General features: G+C 64.9%; 3 protein-coding genes. All 3 read right to left on the bottom strand.

The window, feature by feature from the left end; genetic code table 11:
* Nucleotides 1–78 precede the first annotated feature (78 nt).
* Nucleotides 79–19116, bottom strand: coding sequence for a LamG-like jellyroll fold domain-containing protein (locus R8L07_18375; GenBank protein MDW3207506.1), 19038 nt, complete (start codon nt 19114–19116; stop codon nt 79–81).
* A gap of 215 nt (nt 19117–19331) precedes the next feature.
* Nucleotides 19332–19922, bottom strand: coding sequence for a hypothetical protein (locus tag R8L07_18380; protein MDW3207507.1), 591 nt, complete (start codon nt 19920–19922; stop codon nt 19332–19334).
* 251 nt (nt 19923–20173) lie between these two features.
* Nucleotides 20174–21172, bottom strand: a complete 999-nt coding sequence (hemB, locus tag R8L07_18385; GenBank protein ID MDW3207508.1) for a porphobilinogen synthase — start codon at nt 21170–21172, stop codon at nt 20174–20176.
* Nucleotides 21173–21183: the final 11 nt, after the last annotated feature.

The following is a 21183-nucleotide window of genomic DNA, read 5'->3' on the forward strand; positions in this document are numbered from 1 at the left end:
TGCCAGACTGCCTTTAAAGGAATGCGGCCGCTCCCGTTCTGGAAGCGGCCGTTTTGACGCGTTGGTACGATGTGAGCGTTAGACGTTGCCGCTGCCGTCATCCTGATTCTGAATGATGTCGTTCACGTCCAGCCCGGTGACGCCTTCCAGGGTTGCGACGGCTTCGAAGTTGTCGGAATTGCCGTCGCCGTTGGCATTGACCTTGACCGTGGTGTTGCCGGCATCGTCTTCCTCCAGCTTCAGGTAGTTCTGAAGCTGGTCGATATCGTCCATGTTCACCACGCTGGAGATATCCAGCATGTCGCCTTCGGCTGCGTTGAAGTCGGTAATCGTGTCGATGCCTTCGCCCGGATTGCCAAGAACGAAGACATCAGCGCCCGCGCCTCCGGTCAGGTCATCGCTGCCGGCGCCGCCATCCAGACGATTCGCGCCGCTATCACCGATCAAGGTGTCGTTGTGAGCCGATCCGACCATGTTTTCGAAGTTGGAGATATCATCCCCTTCCGCATGTCCGCCGGAGACCGTTCCGCTGCCGAAATCGATGGTGACGGCCTCATCGCTTTCCGAATAGTCGATCGTGTCGATCCCGCTGCCGCCGTCAATCGTATCGGCACCTTCGCCCCCGATGACCGTATCGTCACCGCTTCCAGCATCCACAGTGTCCGCACCGGCCGCGATGATTGTTGTCGAGTGATCGACCAGGGCATCGACACCGTTGTTCGACAGGTAGGAGATGTCGGTCGCGGACAACTGCTGATCGTAGAGCGCGATATCGTCGATTGCGCCGTCGAAATCGTCGCCTAAATCATCCCGGACCCCGAACCGCAGGGGCTCGGAGTTTGTATCGATTCCGTTTGTGACCGAGGTGTCGCTGTCGACCAGGCTGCCGTTCAAATACAGCTGCAATCCCTCTTCACCCCAGGTAACCGTGACATTGTTCCAGCTGTCCCAGCTGATGCTGCCGCCCTCGACGGTAACACTGTCCTCGTTCTCCTTCGTGAACTGGAAACGGATCTTCCCGTCGTTGCGTGTCGTCAACTGGAACTGACCGGCACCGTCGCCATTGTCGCCCTTCGAGACCAGTGTGTTCTGCTGCTGGTCGCTCTTGAAATTGAAGGACAGGGAGCCGCTTTGAAGTTCCATTGAGCTGTCGTGAGCGACTTGAATGTAGTCGTTGCTGCCGTCGAAATCGGCGGCGCTTCCATGTCGGCCGGAGAAGTCCAGGACGGTGCCGCCTTCAACGGTACCGTCGTTGTCTCCGCGGCTGTCGACCACTGTGCTGCCGCTCGTTTCGTCCAGTTTCCAATGACTTACAGGAATGTTGTTATAGACCACTCCTTCGCTGTCGCCACCCAGGTGGATCACATCGTTACCGGTCCCGCCGGAGATTACGTCGTCCCCGTTGCCGGCATAGATCGTGTCGTCGCCTGCGCCGCCGTCGATCGTGTCGTCATCGCCGCTCGACGCGGAGGTGAGCGATATGGCGTCAAGGCGCATGCCGCGGCCATAGTCGACGTCGGTTCCGTTCTCGGCGAACTCGATCCGCTTGACGGTACCGTCTCCTACGAATTGGACAGTGACTTCCTGCCAGTCGTGATCCGATGCGTTGCTGAGATCGTGAGTGTACTCACCCAGGGTCTCGCCGCCGACTGAAACCTTCATTGCGTTGACGGTGTCGTCGAAACCGGGGCGCCCGGAATATTGGAACGTCAGACTGTAGACCTTGCCGGCTTCCGTCTGGATGTCGCGATAGATGTTGGATGCATCCGAGTAATTGTCTGACGGGTCGGTGTTCAGTTCGATGAACTTCGATCCGTCAGCCGCGGTGTGGGTGTTGCCCCAGACCTCAATCTTGTCGCTGGTCGTCGACCAGCCATCGGCTGTATCCACAAAGTCCGTCGGATCGTCCTCGAAGTCGGTTTCGAAAAGCGTGGTCTCGCTGCGACCGGCGTGATTCTGGACATAATCTGCGATACCACCCGATGCCAGGGTCGCGACCTGATCGGACGTCAATGCGCCGTCCAGGAGTGTGGGGTTGTCGATCCGGCCATCCAGATAGGTATGCAGATTGTCTGCGACGTCATCGCCGCTGGTCGTTTGGGACGCGCCGAAGGTCCAGGGGTTCTGGTTCGGTGCCATGCTGTAATCGCTCTGAACGCTGTCGACTTCCGTCCCGTTGACATAGAGCGTGACCGTGGAACCGTCCCAGGTCACGGTCGCATTGTAGAAGTCCGAATAATTGATATCTCCGCCCTTCAGGTAGAAGGACTCGTTTTCCGTCTGGACGCGCAGTTCCACCTCGCGGCTGCTGTTCACTTTGAGATCGAAATGCCCGCCATCGTCGTAGTTCGACGAGTCTTTCGAAGCGATGGTCCCGTTGTTCCATGCCAGGAAGTCCACGGAGAAGGTACCGCTGTTCAGTTCCATCGCCGCGCTGTGCGGCACTTCGATATAGTCGCCGCTGCCGTCGAACTGCGCCGCGTCGGTGCCTTCGGTTCCGGACCCGGAGCCGGTTCCGCCCTTCGCGGTGCCTGTTACGCCATTGACGGAATCGGTGACCGTTTCGTTGCTGCTCCAACTGGCGTCTTCCAGTTCGAAGTGGAAGATCGCGTTCACGGCGTCGTCCGAGCCGACCGCAGGGTTGTCCCCGGTAATGACATCGTCGCCCGCACCGCCTTGCAGCGTGTCGCTGCCGGTGCCGCCGTCAATGGTCCGCCCGGCCACCTCCGGCACATCGACCAAGGCGGTTTGCGTCGTGCTGGCCGTTGCGCCATTGGCATCGGTCGCCGTTGCGGTGACGGAAAGGTCGAAATCGTCCGCGCCCGCCGGTATGGTCAGGACAAGGTTCGACAATTGGTCGGCGGTGAGGGTGGCCGATCCGTCCGAAACCTGGATCGCGGTTCCATCCGCGCTGAGGCTCGCCCCTTCGGGCAGATTGCCCAGCGAGATCGACAGGCTTTCCGAACCGTCGGAATCGAGGAGCTGTGCGCTGATCGTCAGCGGATACGCCGTGTCCGGATCAAGCTGCCCATCGACGGCGACATTGCTCCCAGATCCCACTGAGACGCTGACTGTCGGAGCGTCGGCAACCGCCGTTACCGAGACGGTGATCGTATCGCTGCTGGTCATCTCGAACTGGCCGTCGGTTGCCTTGGCGGTGACCGTCAGATCGAAATCGGCGTGACTGTTGGGCGGCGGGGTGATGGTTACCCCGGAAAGCTGATCCGCGCTAAGGGTGACCGTGCCGTTCGTGACAGGCTGGGATACGCCGCCTACCGCGATGATCGCCCCGGTCGGAACGCCGGACAGTTCGACCGTGATGACGTCACCGGAATCGGTTGCCGCCGCAGAGAGGTCGAGATCGATAGCGCTGTCCTCGTTGCCGGAGGCATCGCTGACAGAGAGGGTCGGCGTTCCGGCGGTCTCCGGTACCGTGACCGTCAAGGTCTGGGTGATGCTCGCGGTGTCGGTTCCGTCCGTTGACGTGGCCGTTACCGAAAGGTCGAACGTGTCTGTACCGTTCGGCAGTGAAACGCTCAGCCCGTCCAGTTGGGCCGGCGTCAGCGTAACGGAACCGTCGCCGTTGACTGTACCGGCGGAGAGCACTGCCCCGGTCGGCAAGTTGCTGATGGTGACGGACAGGGTCTCGGAGCCGTCCAGATCGATCAACGCCGCCTCGATTTCCAGCGCGGCAGTGAAGCTGGTGGCCTCCCCGGTCGAGAGGGTGTCCTGCGCGATTGCATTGCCCTCGGAATCCGTGACCGTCGCCGTAATTGCGTGGACGCCGCCATTGGGGAAGGTGACGGTCAGGTTGGCTGCATCGTCGGCAGCGACGGTCCAGGTACCGTCCTGATTTTGGGTTCCGGCACTTAGGACGGCGCCTTCCGGCAGGTCGGAGACAGTCAAGGTCGTCACGGTTTCCACGGTATCGGGGACGCTGTAATAGCCGCTGTCGTTGAGCGTCAATCCTTCGGGCACGCTACTGAACAGCGTGTTGCCGCCGAGCGTCGTGCCGTCCATCTTGACGAAGAGGTCCTGGTCGCCGCCATTTTCCCAGTAGACGATCTCGACCGGATAAAGGCCGTCCGTCTCGGCGACGAATGTGCCGTCGCTTGTCGCGGACGCGCGGTTGCCGTCGAACTCGGTGACGGTTGTGCCGCCGACCTTCAGTCGGAAACCGTCGTCGGACGTTACCTGGAAACTGTGCGATCCCGCCTCGATGAAGACATAACCGGTCAGTTTGACGACGAAAGTTTCGGCGGACGCGCCGGTGGTACCGCTGGCGCTCGCGGCGTCATTGCCGAGGAATTGTCCAAGCGTCGAGCCACCGTCGTAATCGACCGTGGTCGACGTGAACGTGACATCCGCGCCACCGGCTGCAATCAGGGCATCCGCATCGCTCAGATCCGACAGGGAACTGCCGGTGTCGTAGATTTCGCCCTGCAGGCCGGTTCCGGCCGGCAACTCATAGGGTTCGCTGGTATTGACCAGGGCATCCTGCAGGCCGGAAGGCAGGGCGATGGGGACGGTCACCGAATTCGCACTTGCCGTGGCGGCGCTTAGGTCAAGGGTCGGGGTGTCGGCCTCGGTATCGACCGTGACACTCAGCGTGCCGGATTGGGTTGCCGTATCGTTGCCGTCCGTTGCGGTCACGGTAACGGACAGGTCGAAGTCGCTGTCATCGTTGGTCGGCGGCTTGATCGTCAATCCGGATAGTTGGTCTTCGGTCAGGGTGGCGGAACCGTTTGTAACCTGAATGATTTCGTCACCGGATTGCAGGATGGCGCCAGCGGGAATGCCACCGATCTCGATCGAAAGAACTTCTCCGGAATCGGTACTGCCGGCCTGGATATTCAGGGCAATCGCCGCGTCCTCCGTGCCGGCCGCGTCGGCAGCGCTGAGCGTCGGTGTGTCGGCCACGGCGTCGACGGTGACCGGGATCGTTCCGACGGTGGTCGCTGTGTCTTCACCATCCGTGGATGTTGCCGTGACGGTCAGGGTAAAGTCATCGCTGCTGTTCGGCGGCGGTGTGATTTCCAACGCGTCGAGCTGGCTTGCCGTCAGGACCGCGACGCCTGCGGATACCGCGACGGCAACGCCGTTCGCGGTCAGGACCGCGCCATTGGGAATATTCGAAATCTCGACCGTCAGGGTTTCGCTGTCATCGGTGAGTGCGGCGGAAATGTCGAGGGCGATGGCGCTGTCTTCCTCGCCGGATGCGGCGATCGTTGTCAGTTCCGGTGCGTCGGCCACGGCGTCGACGGTGACCGGGATCGTTCCGACGGTGGTCGCTGTGTCGTCGCCATCCGTGGATGTCGCCGTGACGGTCAGCGTAAAGTCGTCGCTGCTGTTCGGCGGTGGCGTGATCGTAAGATCGCTCAGCTGATTTGCGGTCAGGACGGCAGCGCCGTTGGAAACCGTTACTGTCTCACCGTTCGCCGTCAGGATTGCCCCCACGGGAATGCCTCCGATTTCAACTGAGAGCGTCTCCGACCCGTCGGTGTCGGTGAGCGCGGAGGTGATGTCGAGGGCGATGGCGCTGTCTTCGCTGCCGGCTGCGGCCTCGACTGCGAGGCTCGGCGTGTCGGCCACGGCGTCGACCGTGACATCCAGGGTCTCGGTCACCGTCGCCGTATCGCCGCTGTCGCCATCCGTCGTCGTCACCGCCACCGTCAGCGTGAAATCCGCATCGCTGTCCGCAGCCGGCGTGATCGTCAGACCTTCCAACTGTGCCGGCGTCAGGGTTACGGAACCATCGTCATTCACCGTGCCCGCGCTGAGGGTCGCACCTTCGGGGATGCCGGAGATGGTGACACTGGCACTGTCGCCATCGGCCACATTGCTGACATCGATGTCGAGCGCGATCGCCGAGTCCTCGACGCCCGACGCCGCGGCCGTCCCGAGCGTCGCCTCATCCGCGACCCCGGTGACCGTCACCGGCAGTTCCGCCGTCTGGGTTGCGGTGTCGGTGCCGTCGGTCGAGGTTGCCGTGACGGTCAGCGTGAAGTCATCCGCACTGTTCGCCGCCGGCGTGATGGTCAGCCCCTCAAGCTGCGCCGGCGTCAGAGTGACGGTACCGTCCTCGTTCACCGTGCCCGCACTGAGCGTGGCACCCTCGGGAATCCCGGAGATGGTGACGGCCAGGGTCTCGGAGCCGTCGGTATCGGTGAGCGCCGAGGTGATGTCGAGGGTAATGACGCTGTCTTCGGCGCCGGCGGCCGCATCGACTGCGAGGCTCGGCGTATCGGCCACGGCGTCGACCGTGACATCCAGGGTCTCGGTCACCGTCGCCGTATCACCGCTGTCGCCATCCGTCGTCGTCACCGCCACCGTCAGCGTGAAATCCGCATCGCTGTCCGACGCCGGCGTGATCGTCAGACCTTCCAACTGTGCCGGCGTCAGGGTGACGCTGCCATCTTCATTGACGGTCCCGGCCGAGAGCGTCGCACCTTCCGGGATCCCGGAGATGGTTACCGACGCACTGTCGCCATCGGCCACATTGCTGACATCGATATCGAGTGCAATCGCCGAGTCTTCATCACCGGAAGCGGCTGCGGTCGCCAGGCCGGCCTCATCCGCAACCCCGGTGACGGAGACGGGCAGGGAGGCGGTCTGGGTTGCGGTATCGGTGCCGTCGGTCGAGGTCGCCGTGACGGTCAGCGTGAAGTCTTCCGCGCTGTTCGCCGCCGGCGTGATGGTCAGACCTTCGAGCTGCGCCGGGGTCAGGGTGACGCTGCCATCCTCGTTCACCGTTCCGGCCGAGAGCGTGGCACCTTCCGGGATCCCGGAGATGGTGACGGCCAGGGTCTCGGATCCGTCGGTGTCGGTGAGCGCGGAGGTGATGTCGAGGGCGATGGCGCTGTCTTCGCTGCCGGCGGCCGCCTCGACTGCGAGGCTCGGCGTATCGGCCACGGCGTCGACCGTGACGTCCAGGGTCTCGGTCACCGTTGCCGTATCGCCGCTGTCGACATCCGTCGTCGTCACCGCCACCGTCAGCGTGAAATCCGCATCGCTGTCCGACGCCGGCGTGATGGTCAGGCCTTCCAGCTGCGCCGGCGTCAGGGTGACGCTGCCGTCCTCATTCACCGTGCCAGCCGAGAGGGTTGCGCCTTCGGGAATGCCCGAGATGGTGACACTGGCGCTGTCGCCGGCATTGACGCCGGACACATCGATGTCCAATGCGATGGCGCTGTCCTCGTCGCCCGACGCCGAGGCTGTGCCAAGGGTTGCCTCATCCGCGACCCCGGTGACGGAGACGGGCAGGGAGGCGGTCTGCGTTGCGGTATCGGTGCCGTCGGTCGAGGTCGCCGTGACGGTCAGCGTGAAGTCTTCCGCGCTGTTCGCCGCCGGCGTGATGGTCAGACCTTCGAGCTGCGCCGGGGTCAGGGTGACGCTGCCATCCTCGTTCACCGTTCCGGCCGAGAGCGTGGCACCTTCCGGGATCCCGGAGATGGTGACGGCCAGGGTCTCGGAGCCGTCGGTATCGGTGAGCGCGGAGGTGATGTCGAGGGCGATGGCGCTGTCTTCGCTGCCGGCGGCCGCCTCGACTGCGAGGCTCGGCGTATCGGCCACGGCGTCGACCGTGACGTCCAGGGTCTCGGTCACCGTTGCCGTATCGCCGCTGTCGACATCCGTCGTCGTCACCGCCACCGTCAGCGTGAAATCCGCATCGCTGTCCGACGCCGGCGTGATGGTCAGACCTTCCAACTGTGCCGGGGTCAGGGTGACGGAGCCATCCTCGTTCACCGTGCCGGCCGAGAGCGTGGCACCTTCCGGGATCCCGGAGATCGTGACACTGGCACTGTCGCCGGCATTGACGCCGGACACATCGATATCCAATGCGATGGCCGAGTCTTCATCACCAGAGGCGGCGGCCGTCCCGAGTGTCGCCTCATCGGCCACACCGGTGACGGAGACTGGCAGGGAGGCGGTCTGGGTTGCGGTATCGGTGCCGTCGGTCGACGTCGCGGTCACGGTCAGCGTGAAGTCGTCGGCACTGTTCGCCGCCGGCGTGATGGTCAGACCTTCCAGCTGCGCCGGTATCAGGGTGACGCTGCCATCCTCATTCACCGTGCCTGCGCTGAGCGTCGCACCCTCGGGAATCCCGGAGATGGTGACGGCCAGGGTCTCGGATCCGTCGGTGTCGGTGAGCGCCGAGGTGATGTCGAGGGCGATGGCGCTGTCCTCGCTGCCGGCTGCGGCCTCGACCGCGAGGCTCGGCGTATCGGCCACGGCGTCGACCGTGACGTCCAGGGTCTCGGTCACCGTCGCCGTATCACCGCTGTCGGCATCCGTCGTCGTCACCGCCACCGTCAGCGTGAAGTCGGCATCGCTGTCCGACGCCGGCGTGATGGTCAGACCTTCCAACTGTGCCGGGGTCAGGGTGACGGAGCCATCCTCATTGACGGTTCCGGCGCTGAGCGTTGCACCTTCCGGGATGCCCGAGATCGTGACACTGGCGCTGTCGCCGGCATTGATGCCGGACACATCGATATCGAGAGCAATCGCTGAGTCCTCGTCGCCCGACGCCGCGGCCGTCCCGAGAGTTGCCTCATCCGCGACCCCGGTGACGGAGACGGGCAGGGAGGCGGTCTGGGTCGCCGTATCGGTGCCGTCCGTCGAGGTCGCGGTCACGGTCAGCGTGAAGTCTTCCGCGCTGTTCGCCGCCGGCGTGATGGTCAGACCTTCCAGCTGCGCCGGGGTCAGGGTGACGGAACCATCTTCGTTCACCGTCCCAGCCGAGAGCGTCGCACCCTCGGGAATCCCGGAGATGGTCACGGCCAGGGTCTCGGATCCGTCGGTGTCGGTGAGCGCCGAGGTGATGTCGAGGGCGATGGCGCTGTCTTCGCTGCCGGCGGCCACGTCGACCGCGAGGCTCGGCGTATCGGCCACGGCGTCGACCGTGACGTCCAGGGTCTCGGTCACCGTCGCCGTATCGCCGCTGTCGGCATCCGTCGTCGTCACCGCAACCGTCAGCGTGAAATCCGCATCGCTGTCCGCAGCCGGCGTGATCGTCAGGCCTTCCAGCTGCGCCGGCGTCAGAGTGACGGTACCGTCCTCATTGACGGTTCCGGCCGAGAGGGTCGCGCCATCGGGAATGCCCGAGATGGTGACACTGGCACTGTCGCCATCGGCCACATTGCTGACGTTGATATCGAGCGCGATGGCCGAGTCCTCGTCGCCCGAGGCCGCGGCCGTCCCGAGAGTTGCCTCATCGGCCACACCGGTGACCGTCACCGGCAGTTCCGCCGTCTGGGTCGCCGTATCGGTGCCGTCCGTCGAGGTCGCCGTGACGGTCAGCGTGAAGTCGTCGGCGCTGTTCGCCGCCGGCGTGATGGTCAGACCTTCGAGCTGCGCCGGGGTGAGGGTGACGCTGCCATCTTCATTGACGGTCCCGGCCGAGAGCGTGGCACCTTCCGGGATCCCGGAGATGGTGACGGCGAGCGTCTCGGAGCCGTCGGTGTCGGTGAGCGCCGAGGTGATGTCGAGGGCGATGGCGCTGTCCTCGCTGCCGACGGCCGCCTCGACTGCGAGGCTCGGCGTATCGGCCACGGCGTCCACCGTGACGTCCAGGGTCTCGGTTACCGTCGCCGTATCGCCGCTGTCGCCATCCGTCGTCGTCACCGCCACCGTCAGCGTGAAATCCGCATCGCTGTCCGCAGCCGGCGTGATCGTCAGCCCCTCGAGCTGTGCCGGGGTCAGCGTCACCGATCCGTCTTCATTGACGGTTCCGGCGCTGAGCGTCGCACCTTCCGGTATGCCCGAGATCGTCACACTGGCGCTGTCGCCGGCATTGACGCCGGACACATCGATGTCTAGCGCGATCGCCGAGTCTTCATCACCAGAGGCCGTGGCCGTCCCGAGTGTCGCCTCGTCGGCCACACCGGTGACCGTCACCGGCAGTTCCGCCGTCTGGGTTGCGGTATCGGTCCCGTCGGTCGAGGTCGCCGTGACGGTCAGCGTGAAGTCGTCGGCGCTGTTCGCCGCCGGCGTGATGGTCAGACCTTCGAGCTGCGCCGGGGTGAGGGTCACCGACCCATCTTCGTTCACCGTCCCGGCCGAGAGCGTGGCACCCTCAGGGATCCCGGAGATGGTGACGGCCAGGGTCTCGGAGCCGTCGGTATCGGTGAGAGCCGAGGTGATGTCGAGGGCGATGGCGCTGTCTTCGCTGCCGACGGCCGCCTCGACTGCGAGGCTCGGCGTATCGGCCACGGCGTCCACCGTGACGTCCAGGGTCTCGGTCACCGTCGCCGTATCGCCGCTGTCGGCATCCGTCGTCGTCACCGCCACCGTCAGCGTGAAATCCGCATCGCTGTCCGCAGCCGGCGTGATCGTCAGACCCTCAAGCTGCGCCGGGGTCAGCGTCACCGATCCGTCTTCATTGACGGTTCCGGCGGAGAGGGTCGCGCCACCGGGAATGCCCGAGATGGTTACCGACGCACTGTCGCCATCGGCCACATTGCTGACATCGATGTCGAGCGCGATCGCCGAGTCTTCATCACCAGAGGCCGCGGCCGTCCCGAGTGTCGCCTCGTCGGCCACACCGGTGACGGAGACCGGCAGGGAGGCGGTCTGCGTCGCCGTATCGGTACCGTCGGTCGAGGTCGCCGTGACGGTCAGCGTGAAGTCGTCGGCACTGTTCGCGGCCGGTGTGATGGTCAGACCTTCGAGCTGCGCCGGCGTCAGTGTGACGCTGCCATCTTCATTGACGGTCCCGGCCGAGAGCGTGGCACCCTCAGGGATCCCGGAGATGGTGACGGCCAGGGTCTCGGAGCCGTCGGTATCGGTGAGAGCCGAGGTGATGTCGAGGGCGATGGCGCTGTCCTCGCTGCCGGCCGCCGCATCGACCGCGAGGCTCGGTGTATCGGCCACGGCGTCCACCGTGACGTCCAGGGTCTCGGTCACCGTCGCCGTATCGCCGCTGTCGGCATCCGTCGTCGTCACCGCCACCGTCAGCGTGAAATCCGCATCGCTGTCCGCAGCCGGCGTGATCGTCAGCCCCTCGAGCTGTGCCGGGGTCAGCGTCACCGATCCGTCTTCATTGACGGTTCCGGCGGAGAGGGTCGCGCCACCGGGAATGCCCGAGATGGTTACCGACGCACTGTCGCCATCGGCCACATTGCTGACATCGATGTCGAGCGCGATCGCTGAGTCCTCGTCGCCCGACGCCGCGGCCGTTCCGAGTGTCGCCTCGTCCGCGATCCCCGTGACCGTCACCGGCAGTTCCGCCGTCTGGGTTGCGGTATCGGTCCCGTCGGTCGAGGTTGCCGTGACGGTCAGCGTGAAGTCGTCGGCACTGTTCGCGGCCGGTGTGATGGTCAGACCTTCGAGCTGCGCCGGTGTCAGGGTGACGCTGCCATCTTCATTGACGGTCCCGGCCGAGAGCGTGGCACCTTCCGGGATCCCGGAGATGGTGACGGCGAGCGTCTCGGAGCCGTCGGTATCGGTGAGCGCCGAGGTGATGTCGAGGGCGATGGCGCTGTCTTCGCTGCCGGCGGCCGCATCGACCGAGAGGCTCGGCGTATCGGCCACGGCGTCTACCGTGACGTCCAGGGTCTCGGTTACCGTCGCCGTATCGCCGCTGTCGGCATCCGTCGTCGTCACCGCAACCGTCAGCGTGAAATCCGCATCGCTGTCCGCAGCCGGCGTGATCGTCAGCCCCTCGAGCTGTGCCGGGGTCAGCGTCACCGATCCGTCTTCATTGACGGTTCCGGCGGAGAGGGTCGCGCCACCGGGAATGCCCGAGATGGTTACCGACGCACTGTCGCCATCGGCCACATTGCTGACATCGATGTCGAGCGCGATCGCCGAGTCTTCATCACCAGAGGCCGCGGCCGTCCCGAGAGTTGCCTCATCCGCGACCCCGGTGACCGTCACCGGCAGTTCCGCCGTCTGCGTTGCGGTGTCGGTTCCGTCGGTCGAGGTTGCCGTGACGGTCAGCGTGAAGTCGTCGGCACTGTTCGCCGCCGGGGTAATCGTCAGGCCTTCAAGCTGCGCCGGTATCAGGGTGACGCTGCCATCTTCATTGACGGTCCCGGCCGAGAGCGTGGCACCTTCAGGGATCCCGGAGATGGTGACGGCCAGGGTCTCGGAGCCGTCGGTATCGGTGAGAGCCGAGGTGATGTCGAGGGCGATGGCGCTGTCTTCGCTGCCGGCCGCCGCATCGACTGCGAGGCTCGGCGTATCGGCCACGGCGTCGACCGTGACGTCCAGGGTCTCGGTCACCGTCGCCGTATCGCCGCTGTCGGCATCCGTCGTCGTCACCGCCACCGTCAGCGTGAAATCCGCATCGCTGTTCGCCGCCGGCGTGATGGTCAGACCTTCCAGTTGCGCCGGGGTCAGGGTGACGCTGCCGTCCTCGTTCACCGTGCCAGCCGAGAGCGTGGCACCTTCCGGGATGCCGGAGATCGTCACACTGGCGCTGTCGCCGGCATTGACGCCGGACACATCGATGTCTAGCGCGATCGCTGAGTCCTCGTCGCCCGACGCCGTGGCCGTCCCGAGTGTCGCCTCATCCGCGACCCCGGTGACCGTCACCGGCAGTTCCGCCGTCTGGGTTGCGGTATCGGTCCCGTCGGTCGAGGTCGCCGTGACGGTCAGCGTGAAGTCGTCGGCGCTGTTCGCCGCCGGCGTGATGGTCAGACCTTCGAGCTGTGCCGGCGTCAGGGTCACCGACCCATCCTCGTTCACCGTGCCCGCACTGAGGGTGGCACCCTCAGGGATCCCGGAGATGGTGACGGCGAGCGTCTCGGATCCGTCGGTGTCGGTGAGAGCCGAGGTGATGTCGAGGGCGATGGCGCTGTCTTCGCTGCCGGCCGCCGCCTCGACCGCGAGGCTCGGCGTATCGGCCACGGCGTCCACCGTGACGTCCAGGGTCTCGGTCACCGTCGCCGTATCGCCGCTGTCGCCATCCGTCGTCGTCACCGCCACCGTCAGCGTGAAATCCGCATCGCTGTCCGCAGCCGGCGTGATCGTCAGCCCCTCGAGCTGTGCCGGGGTCAGCGTCACCGATCCGTCTTCATTGACGGTTCCGGCGGAGAGGGTCGCGCCACCGGGAATGCCCGAGATGGTTACCGACGCACTGTCGCCATCGGCCACATTGCTGACATCGATGTCGAGCGCGATCGCTGAGTCCTCGTCGCCCGACGCCGCGGCCGTTCCGAGTGTCGCCTCGTCCGCGATCCCCGTGACCGTCACCGGCAGTTCCGCCGTCTGGGTTGCGGTATCGGTCCCGTCGGTCGAGGTTGCCGTGACGGTCAGCGTGAAGTCGTCGGCACTGTTCGCGGCCGGTGTGATGGTCAGACCTTCCAGCTGCGCCGGTGTCAGGGTGACGCTGCCATCTTCATTGACGGTCCCGGCCGAGAGCGTGGCACCTTCCGGGATCCCGGAGATGGTGACGGCCAGGGTCTCGGAGCCGTCGGTATCGGTGAGCGCCGAGGTGATGTCGAGGGCGATGGCGCTGTCTTCGCTGCCGGCGGCCGCATCGACCGCGAGGCTCGGCGTGTCGGCTACAGCGTCTACCGTGACGTCCAGGGTCTCGGTTACCGTCGCCGTATCGCCGCTGTCGGCATCCGTCGTCGTCACCGCCACCGTCAGCGTGAAATCCGCATCGCTGTCCGCAGCCGGCGTGATCGTCAGACCTTCCAGCTGCGCCGGCGTCAGAGTGACGGTACCGTCCTCGTTCACCGTGCCTGCGCTGAGGGTCGCGCCATCGGGAATGCCCGAGATCGTGACGCTGGCACTGTCGCCATCGGCCACATTGCTGACGTTGATATCGAGCGCGATGGCCGAGTCCTCGTCGCCCGAGTCCGCGGCCGTCCCGAGAGTTGCCTCATCGGCCACACCGGTGACCGTCACCGGCAGTTCCGCCGTCTGCGTCGCCGTATCGGTCCCGTCGGTCGAGGTTGCCGTGACGGTCAGCGTGAAGTCGTCGGCACTGTTCGCCGCCGGCGTGATGGTCAGACCTTCGAGCTGCGCCGGGGTGAGGGTCACCGACCCATCTTCGTTCACCGTCCCGGCCGAGAGCGTGGCACCCTCAGGGATCCCGGAGATGGTGACGGCCAGGGTCTCGGATCCGTCGGTATCGGTGAGCGCCGAGGTGATATCGAGGGCGATGGCGCTGTCTTCGCTGCCGGCCGCCGCGTCGACCGCGAGGCTCGGCGTATCGGCCACGGCGTCGACCGTGACGTCCAGGGTCTCGGTCACCGTCGCCGTATCACCGCTGTCGGCATCCGTCGTCGTCACCGCCACCGTCAGCGTGAAATCCGCATCGCTGTCCGCCGCCGGCGTGATGGTCAGACCTTCCAGCTGCGCCGGGGTGAGGGTGACGGAGCCATCCTCATTGACAGTTCCGGCGCTGAGCGTGGCGCCTTCCGGGATGCCGGAGATCGTCACACTGGCACTGTCGCCGGCATTGACGCCGGACACATCGATGTCGAGAGCAATCGCCGAGTCCTCGTCGCCCGACGCCGAGGCTGTGCCAAGGGTTGCCTCATCCGCGACCCCGGTGACGGAGACGGGCAGGGAGGCGGTCTGCGTTGCGGTATCGGTGCCGTCGGTCGAGGTTGCCGTCACGGTCAGCGTGAAGTCGTCGGCACTGTTCGCCGCCGGCGTGATGGTCAGACCTTCCAGCTGCGCCGGGGTCAGGGTGACCGACCCGTCCTCGTTCACCGTGCCCGCACTGAGCGTCGCACCCTCGGGAATCCCGGAGATGGTGACGGCCAGGGTCTCCGACCCGTCGGTATCGGTGAGAGCCGAGGTGATGTCGAGGGCGATGGCGCTGTCTTCGCTGCCGGCCGCCGCATCGACTGCGAGGCTCGGCGTATCGGCCACGGCGTCGACCGTGACGTCCAGGGTCTCGGTCACCGTCGCCGTATCGCCGCTGTCGGCATCCGTCGTCGTCACCGCCACCGTCAGCGTGAAATCCGCATCGCTGTTCGCCGCCGGCGTGATGGTCAGACCTTCCAGTTGCGCCGGGGTCAGGGTGACGCTGCCGTCCTCGTTCACCGTGCCAGCCGAGAGCGTGGCACCTTCCGGGATGCCGGAGATCGTCACACTGGCGCTGTCGCCGGCATTGACGCCGGACACATCGATGTCTAGCGCGATCGCTGAGTCCTCGTCGCCCGACGCCGTGGCCGTCCCGAGTGTCGCCTCATCCGCGACCCCGGTGACCGTCACCGGCAGTTCCGCCGTCTGGGTTGCGGTATCGGTCCCGTCGGTCGAGGTCGCCGTGACGGTCAGCGTGAAGTCGTCGGCGCTGTTCGCCGCCGGCGTGATGGTCAGACCTTCGAGCTGTGCCGGCGTCAGGGTCACCGACCCATCCTCGTTCACCGTGCCCGCACTGAGGGTGGCACCCTCAGGGATCCCGGAGATGGTGACGGCGAGCGTCTCGGATCCGTCGGTGTCGGTGAGAGCCGAGGTGATGTCGAGGGCGATGGCGCTGTCTTCGCTGCCGGCCGCCGCCTCGACCGCGAGGCTCGGCGTATCGGCCACGGCGTCCACCGTGACGTCCAGGGTCTCGGTCACCGTCGCCGTATCGCCGCTGTCGCCATCCGTCGTCGTCACCGCCACCGTCAGCGTGAAATCCGCATCGCTGTCCGCAGCCGGCGTGATCGTCAGCCCCTCGAGCTGTGCCGGGGTCAGCGTCACCGATCCGTCTTCATTGACGGTTCCGGCGGAGAGGGTCGCGCCACCGGGAATGCCCGAGATGGTTACCGACGCACTGTCGCCATCGGCCACATTGCTGACATCGATGTCGAGCGCGATCGCTGAGTCCTCGTCGCCCGACGCCGCGGCCGTTCCGAGTGTCGCCTCGTCCGCGATCCCCGTGACCGTCACCGGCAGTTCCGCCGTCTGGGTTGCGGTATCGGTCCCGTCGGTCGAGGTTGCCGTGACGGTCAGCGTGAAGTCGTCGGCACTGTTCGCGGCCGGTGTGATGGTCAGACCTTCCAGCTGCGCCGGTGTCAGGGTGACGCTGCCATCTTCATTGACGGTCCCGGCCGAGAGCGTGGCACCTTCCGGGATCCCGGAGATGGTGACGGCCAGGGTCTCGGAGCCGTCGGTATCGGTGAGCGCCGAGGTGATGTCGAGGGCGATGGCGCTGTCTTCGCTGCCGGCGGCCGCATCGACCGCGAGGCTCGGCGTGTCGGCTACAGCGTCTACCGTGACGTCCAGGGTCTCGGTTACCGTCGCCGTATCGCCGCTGTCGGCATCCGTCGTCGTCACCGCCACCGTCAGCGTGAAATCCGCATCGCTGTCCGCAGCCGGCGTGATCGTCAGACCTTCCAGCTGCGCCGGCGTCAGAGTGACGGTACCGTCCTCGTTCACCGTGCCTGCGCTGAGGGTCGCGCCATCGGGAATGCCCGAGATCGTGACGCTGGCACTGTCGCCATCGGCCACATTGCTGACGTTGATATCGAGCGCGATGGCCGAGTCCTCGTCGCCCGAGTCCGCGGCCGTCCCGAGAGTTGCCTCATCGGCCACACCGGTGACCGTCACCGGCAGTTCCGCCGTCTGCGTCGCCGTATCGGTCCCGTCGGTCGAGGTTGCCGTGACGGTCAGCGTGAAGTCGTCGGCACTGTTCGCCGCCGGCGTGATGGTCAGACCTTCGAGCTGCGCCGGGGTGAGGGTCACCGACCCATCTTCGTTCACCGTCCCGGCCGAGAGCGTGGCACCCTCAGGGATCCCGGAGATGGTGACGGCCAGGGTCTCGGATCCGTCGGTATCGGTGAGCGCCGAGGTGATATCGAGGGCGATGGCGCTGTCTTCGCTGCCGGCCGCCGCGTCGACCGCGAGGCTCGGCGTATCGGCCACGGCGTCGACCGTGACGTCCAGGGTCTCGGTCACCGTCGCCGTATCACCGCTGTCGGCATCCGTCGTCGTCACCGCCACCGTCAGCGTGAAATCCGCATCGCTGTCCGCCGCCGGCGTGATGGTCAGACCTTCCAGCTGCGCCGGGGTGAGGGTGACGGAGCCATCCTCATTGACAGTTCCGGCGCTGAGCGTGGCGCCTTCCGGGATGCCGGAGATCGTCACACTGGCACTGTCGCCGGCATTGACGCCGGACACATCGATGTCGAGAGCAATCGCCGAGTCCTCGTCGCCCGACGCCGAGGCTGTGCCAAGGGTTGCCTCATCCGCGACCCCGGTGACGGAGACGGGCAGGGAGGCGGTCTGCGTTGCGGTATCGGTGCCGTCGGTCGAGGTTGCCGTCACGGTCAGCGTGAAGTCGTCGGCACTGTTCGCCGCCGGCGTGATGGTCAGACCTTCCAGCTGCGCCGGGGTCAGGGTGACCGACCCGTCCTCGTTCACCGTGCCCGCACTGAGCGTCGCACCCTCGGGAATCCCGGAGATGGTGACGGCCAGGGTCTCCGACCCGTCGGTATCGGTGAGAGCCGAGGTGATGTCGAGGGCGATGGCGCTGTCTTCGCTGCCGGCCGCCGCATCGACTGCGAGGCTCGGCGTATCGGCCACGGCGTCGACCGTGACGTCCAGGGTCTCGGTCACCGTCGCCGTATCGCCGCTGTCGGCATCCGTCGTCGTCACCGCCACCGTCAGCGTGAAATCCGCATCGCTGTCCGCGGCCGGCGTAATCGTCAGACCTTCCAGCTGCGCCGGGGTCAGGGTGACGGAGCCGTCCTCGTTCACCGTGCCCGCGGACAGGGTCGCCCCTTCAGGAATGCCCGAGATCGTGACGCTGGCACTGTCGCCGGCATTGACGCCGGACACATCGATATCCAATGCAATGGCGCTGTCCTCGTCGCCGGAAGCCGCGGCCGTCCCGAGCGTCGCCTCGTCGGCCACACCGGTCACCGTCACCGGCAGTTCCGCCGTCTGCGTTGCGGTATCGGTTCCGTCGGTCGAGGTCGCCGTGACGGTCAGCGTGAAGTCATCCGCGCTGTTCGCCGCCGGCGTGATGGTCAGACCCTCGAGCTGTGCCGGCGTCAGGGTGACGGAGCCATCCTCGTTCACCGTGCCCGCACTGAGGGTCGCACCCTCAGGAATCCCGGAAATGGTGATCGAGAGTGTCTCCGACTCGTCAGACAAAACGGCTTGGATGTCGAGGTCGATTTCGGTGTCTTCCAGGCCCGAGGCGGGTGTGGAAAGGGTCAGGGTCGGGAGGTCGGCTTCAGGATCGATCTGGACCGAGACGGTATCCGATACAACGGTCCGTGCGCCGCCGTTACTTTCCACGGCAATGGCGCGCACGGTCAGGTCTATGGATCCGTCGAAATTTGTCGGGGGAGTCAACATGAGGCCCGCAAGATCCGATTCCGTCAGAACCCAGGCTTCGGAGACGGGGTCATGAACGCCGGCGCTCAATTGTGCGCCCTCCGGCAGTCCGGAAATGGTGATCGCCAGTGTTTCGGAACCGTCGAGATCCGTCAGAGCGGCCTCGATTGTGAGTGCTACGGACTGATCTTCCGATCCGGTGATGGCGTTCGATACAGCCAAATCCGGTGCACTGGCGCCGGTGTCGGCGCTTGCCGAACCCCCTGATGAGCCATTGCCGCCGGAAGCGCCGCCGCTTGCGGATTCGCTATCCGACCCGCCGCCGGATGCGTTATCGCCGCCGGCTTGAGAATTTCCGCTTTGCGATTGGCCACCGCCACCGCCGCCACCCCCAAGTGAGCCAAGCGGCGCATTCTGTGAGTCCTCGGAATCGGAGTTCAGTGCCTCGTTTTCGAACCGATTGGCTTCTGCCCGGTTCGTCGTCGATGACGGGATTGCCGTCTCGCCGGCCGCCGTCTCGATATCTGCAAGCGCCTCTGCAAGGCCCGATCCGAGCCCGTACTCCTCCAGAAAATCCGGTGCCTCCTGCAGAGACCCATCCGGCAGAGCGACAAGCTCAAGCATGCCCTCCGACACAGCCGGCACGAAATCCTTGAGGACGATGAATTCGCCGTCCTCGGTGATGATGGCCAGATCATCCTCGAAAACGGCAATCAGCTGAGCGGTTTCCGGATCGAACACGATCCGCAACCTGCCGTCCTGGATCATGCCGTCTTCTTGGACGTTAATGACTTCAGCCGCCTCGATCAGGTGATCGGGCAGGGGCTTGTTGCCTCCACCGTTCAGCACCAGTTCCTGCAGCTCGACGAGATCCATTTCGGCCATAACAGCTATCTCCATACCGCGCGCCACTTATTGCGCGGAGGCATCTTCAACAAACCGAGTCGCACACCATGTGCCGCGAGACGGCGATATCCGCACCGTAAGGGTGCCACAGGCAGGTTTAAAACTCAGTGATGATCGTCACAGTTTTAACTAAATCTGCCAAAAAACCGTCGAAAACCTGTTCGATCCACGAACAATCCTCCGGACAAGGCGCGCTAGCCCCCAAAATCTGCCTCGTTTTCGGTAAACAAGCGATTAAGGGATGCGTCCCAATTGACCGTGATGTCTGAAAACCCTCGTGCCGGGGCCTCCGCGAGGTCAAGCGCCCGCGATTCACCGCCAACCAAGAAATCCAGGTCGGCCGCAGTCAGGTCGCGCATGTCGAGGATGCCGTCAGCGTCCATGTTCAAGTCGGGCTCCCCGACGCTCGTATCGGAGGATGTTTCGATGGAATAAATCAATTGCTCGAGAACGTCCTGGCCGGCAAACGTCTCAAGGAAGTCAATCGGATCGTATTCCGGCCCGTCGGACAGAGCGATTATCTTGAGCGTGTCGGTTTCCAGCCAGGACCAGAAATTCGGCAGGACATAAACGGCAACAGGCGTCGAAACGAGCAACCCGTCCTCGGTCGGCAGGACGATAACGGCGTCGTCGTGCGAGACGGGGAGGGTGAGCCGCCCGTCTGAAAAGAATGCCCCGTCATCCAGCGAAAGAGTGATTTCGGGAAAGGAGGACTGAGCAGGGTCTGCGTCGGACTTTGATAGGTCGCGGACGGAGAACTCGGCGTTTACAGGGACTTCTGCCATGACGCGCCTCCAGAGATATGCCGGATGGAGGCTATTCTGCGCTCATCCACTCAGCGTTATCCAGTTGCGCAGTGCAGGCATCGCTTGTTGGCCCGAAGCAACACGACGACGAAGGGCGAAGCCGTGGCGCTCTATGCGCCGCCAAGCTGACGGGCCATTCCAAATCCGCAACCGGTCCATAGTGGGGTACCGCCGAAGATATCAGCGATCAACAGAATTTACCTAAATTTTTATTAAAAAACGTATGGTATTTATAATTTATTCAATCGTTTTGCCGCATCCAATGCGAAGTAGGTCAGTATTCCGTCTGCACCGGCGCGTTTAAAGCAGAGCAGTGCCTCGAGCACGCCGCGTTGCGGATCCAGGCGCCCCATATCGAACGCCGTTCTGAGCATCGAATACTCACCTGAAACCTGGTAGGCGAAGGTCGGAACACGAAAGGTTTCCTTCACCCGACGCACGATGTCCAGATATGGCATCCCGGGCTTTACCATCACCATGTCGGCCCCCTCAGCGAGGTCCATCTCCACTTCCCTTATGGCTTCATCGCTATTGGCGGGATCCATCTGATAGGTCCGCTTGTCACCGATGAGGGCCGACGACGACCCGACTGCGTCGCGGAACGGCCCATAGAAGCAGGAAGCATACTTCGCGGCGTAGGACATGATCCGGACGTTGGTATTCCCGGAATCGTCGAGTGCGGCACGAATTGCCCCGATCCGGCCATCCATCATGTCCGAGGGCGCAAGTGTGTCGCAGCCGGCTTCGGCCTGTACCAGGGCCTGCCTCACCAGGGCGTCGACGGTCTCATCGTTCAGAATTTCGCCATCGCGCAGCAACCCGTCATGTCCGTGGCTGGTATAGGGGTCGAGGGCGACATCACAAATCAGCATAAGATCCGGGCAGGCTGCCCGAATGGCCCGCACTGCGCGGCAGACCAGATTGTCGGGATTCGACGCCTCACTGCCGTCTTCGTCCCGCAAATCCGGGTCTGTATAGGGGAAGATCGCGATCGCACGAATTCCCAGATCGACCGCGGATCTTGCCGCGTCGACTGCATAATCAACTGACAGCCGGTCGACCCCCGGCATCGACGGAACCGGCTGCCGTCCGACGTCCCCATCCATCACAAAGACAGGCCAGATCAGGTCGTCCGTCGTCAGCACGTTTTCCGCGGTCAGGGCACGAACAGACTGGCTGGAGCGGTTGCGTCGCGGACGGGAATTCGGGTAGCGGCCGGGAAAGGGCATGGCTTGGTTCC

Source organism: Alphaproteobacteria bacterium (genome assembly GCA_033344895.1).
In the GTDB taxonomy this organism is placed as follows: domain Bacteria; phylum Pseudomonadota; class Alphaproteobacteria; order UBA8366; family Aestuariispiraceae; genus Pacificispira.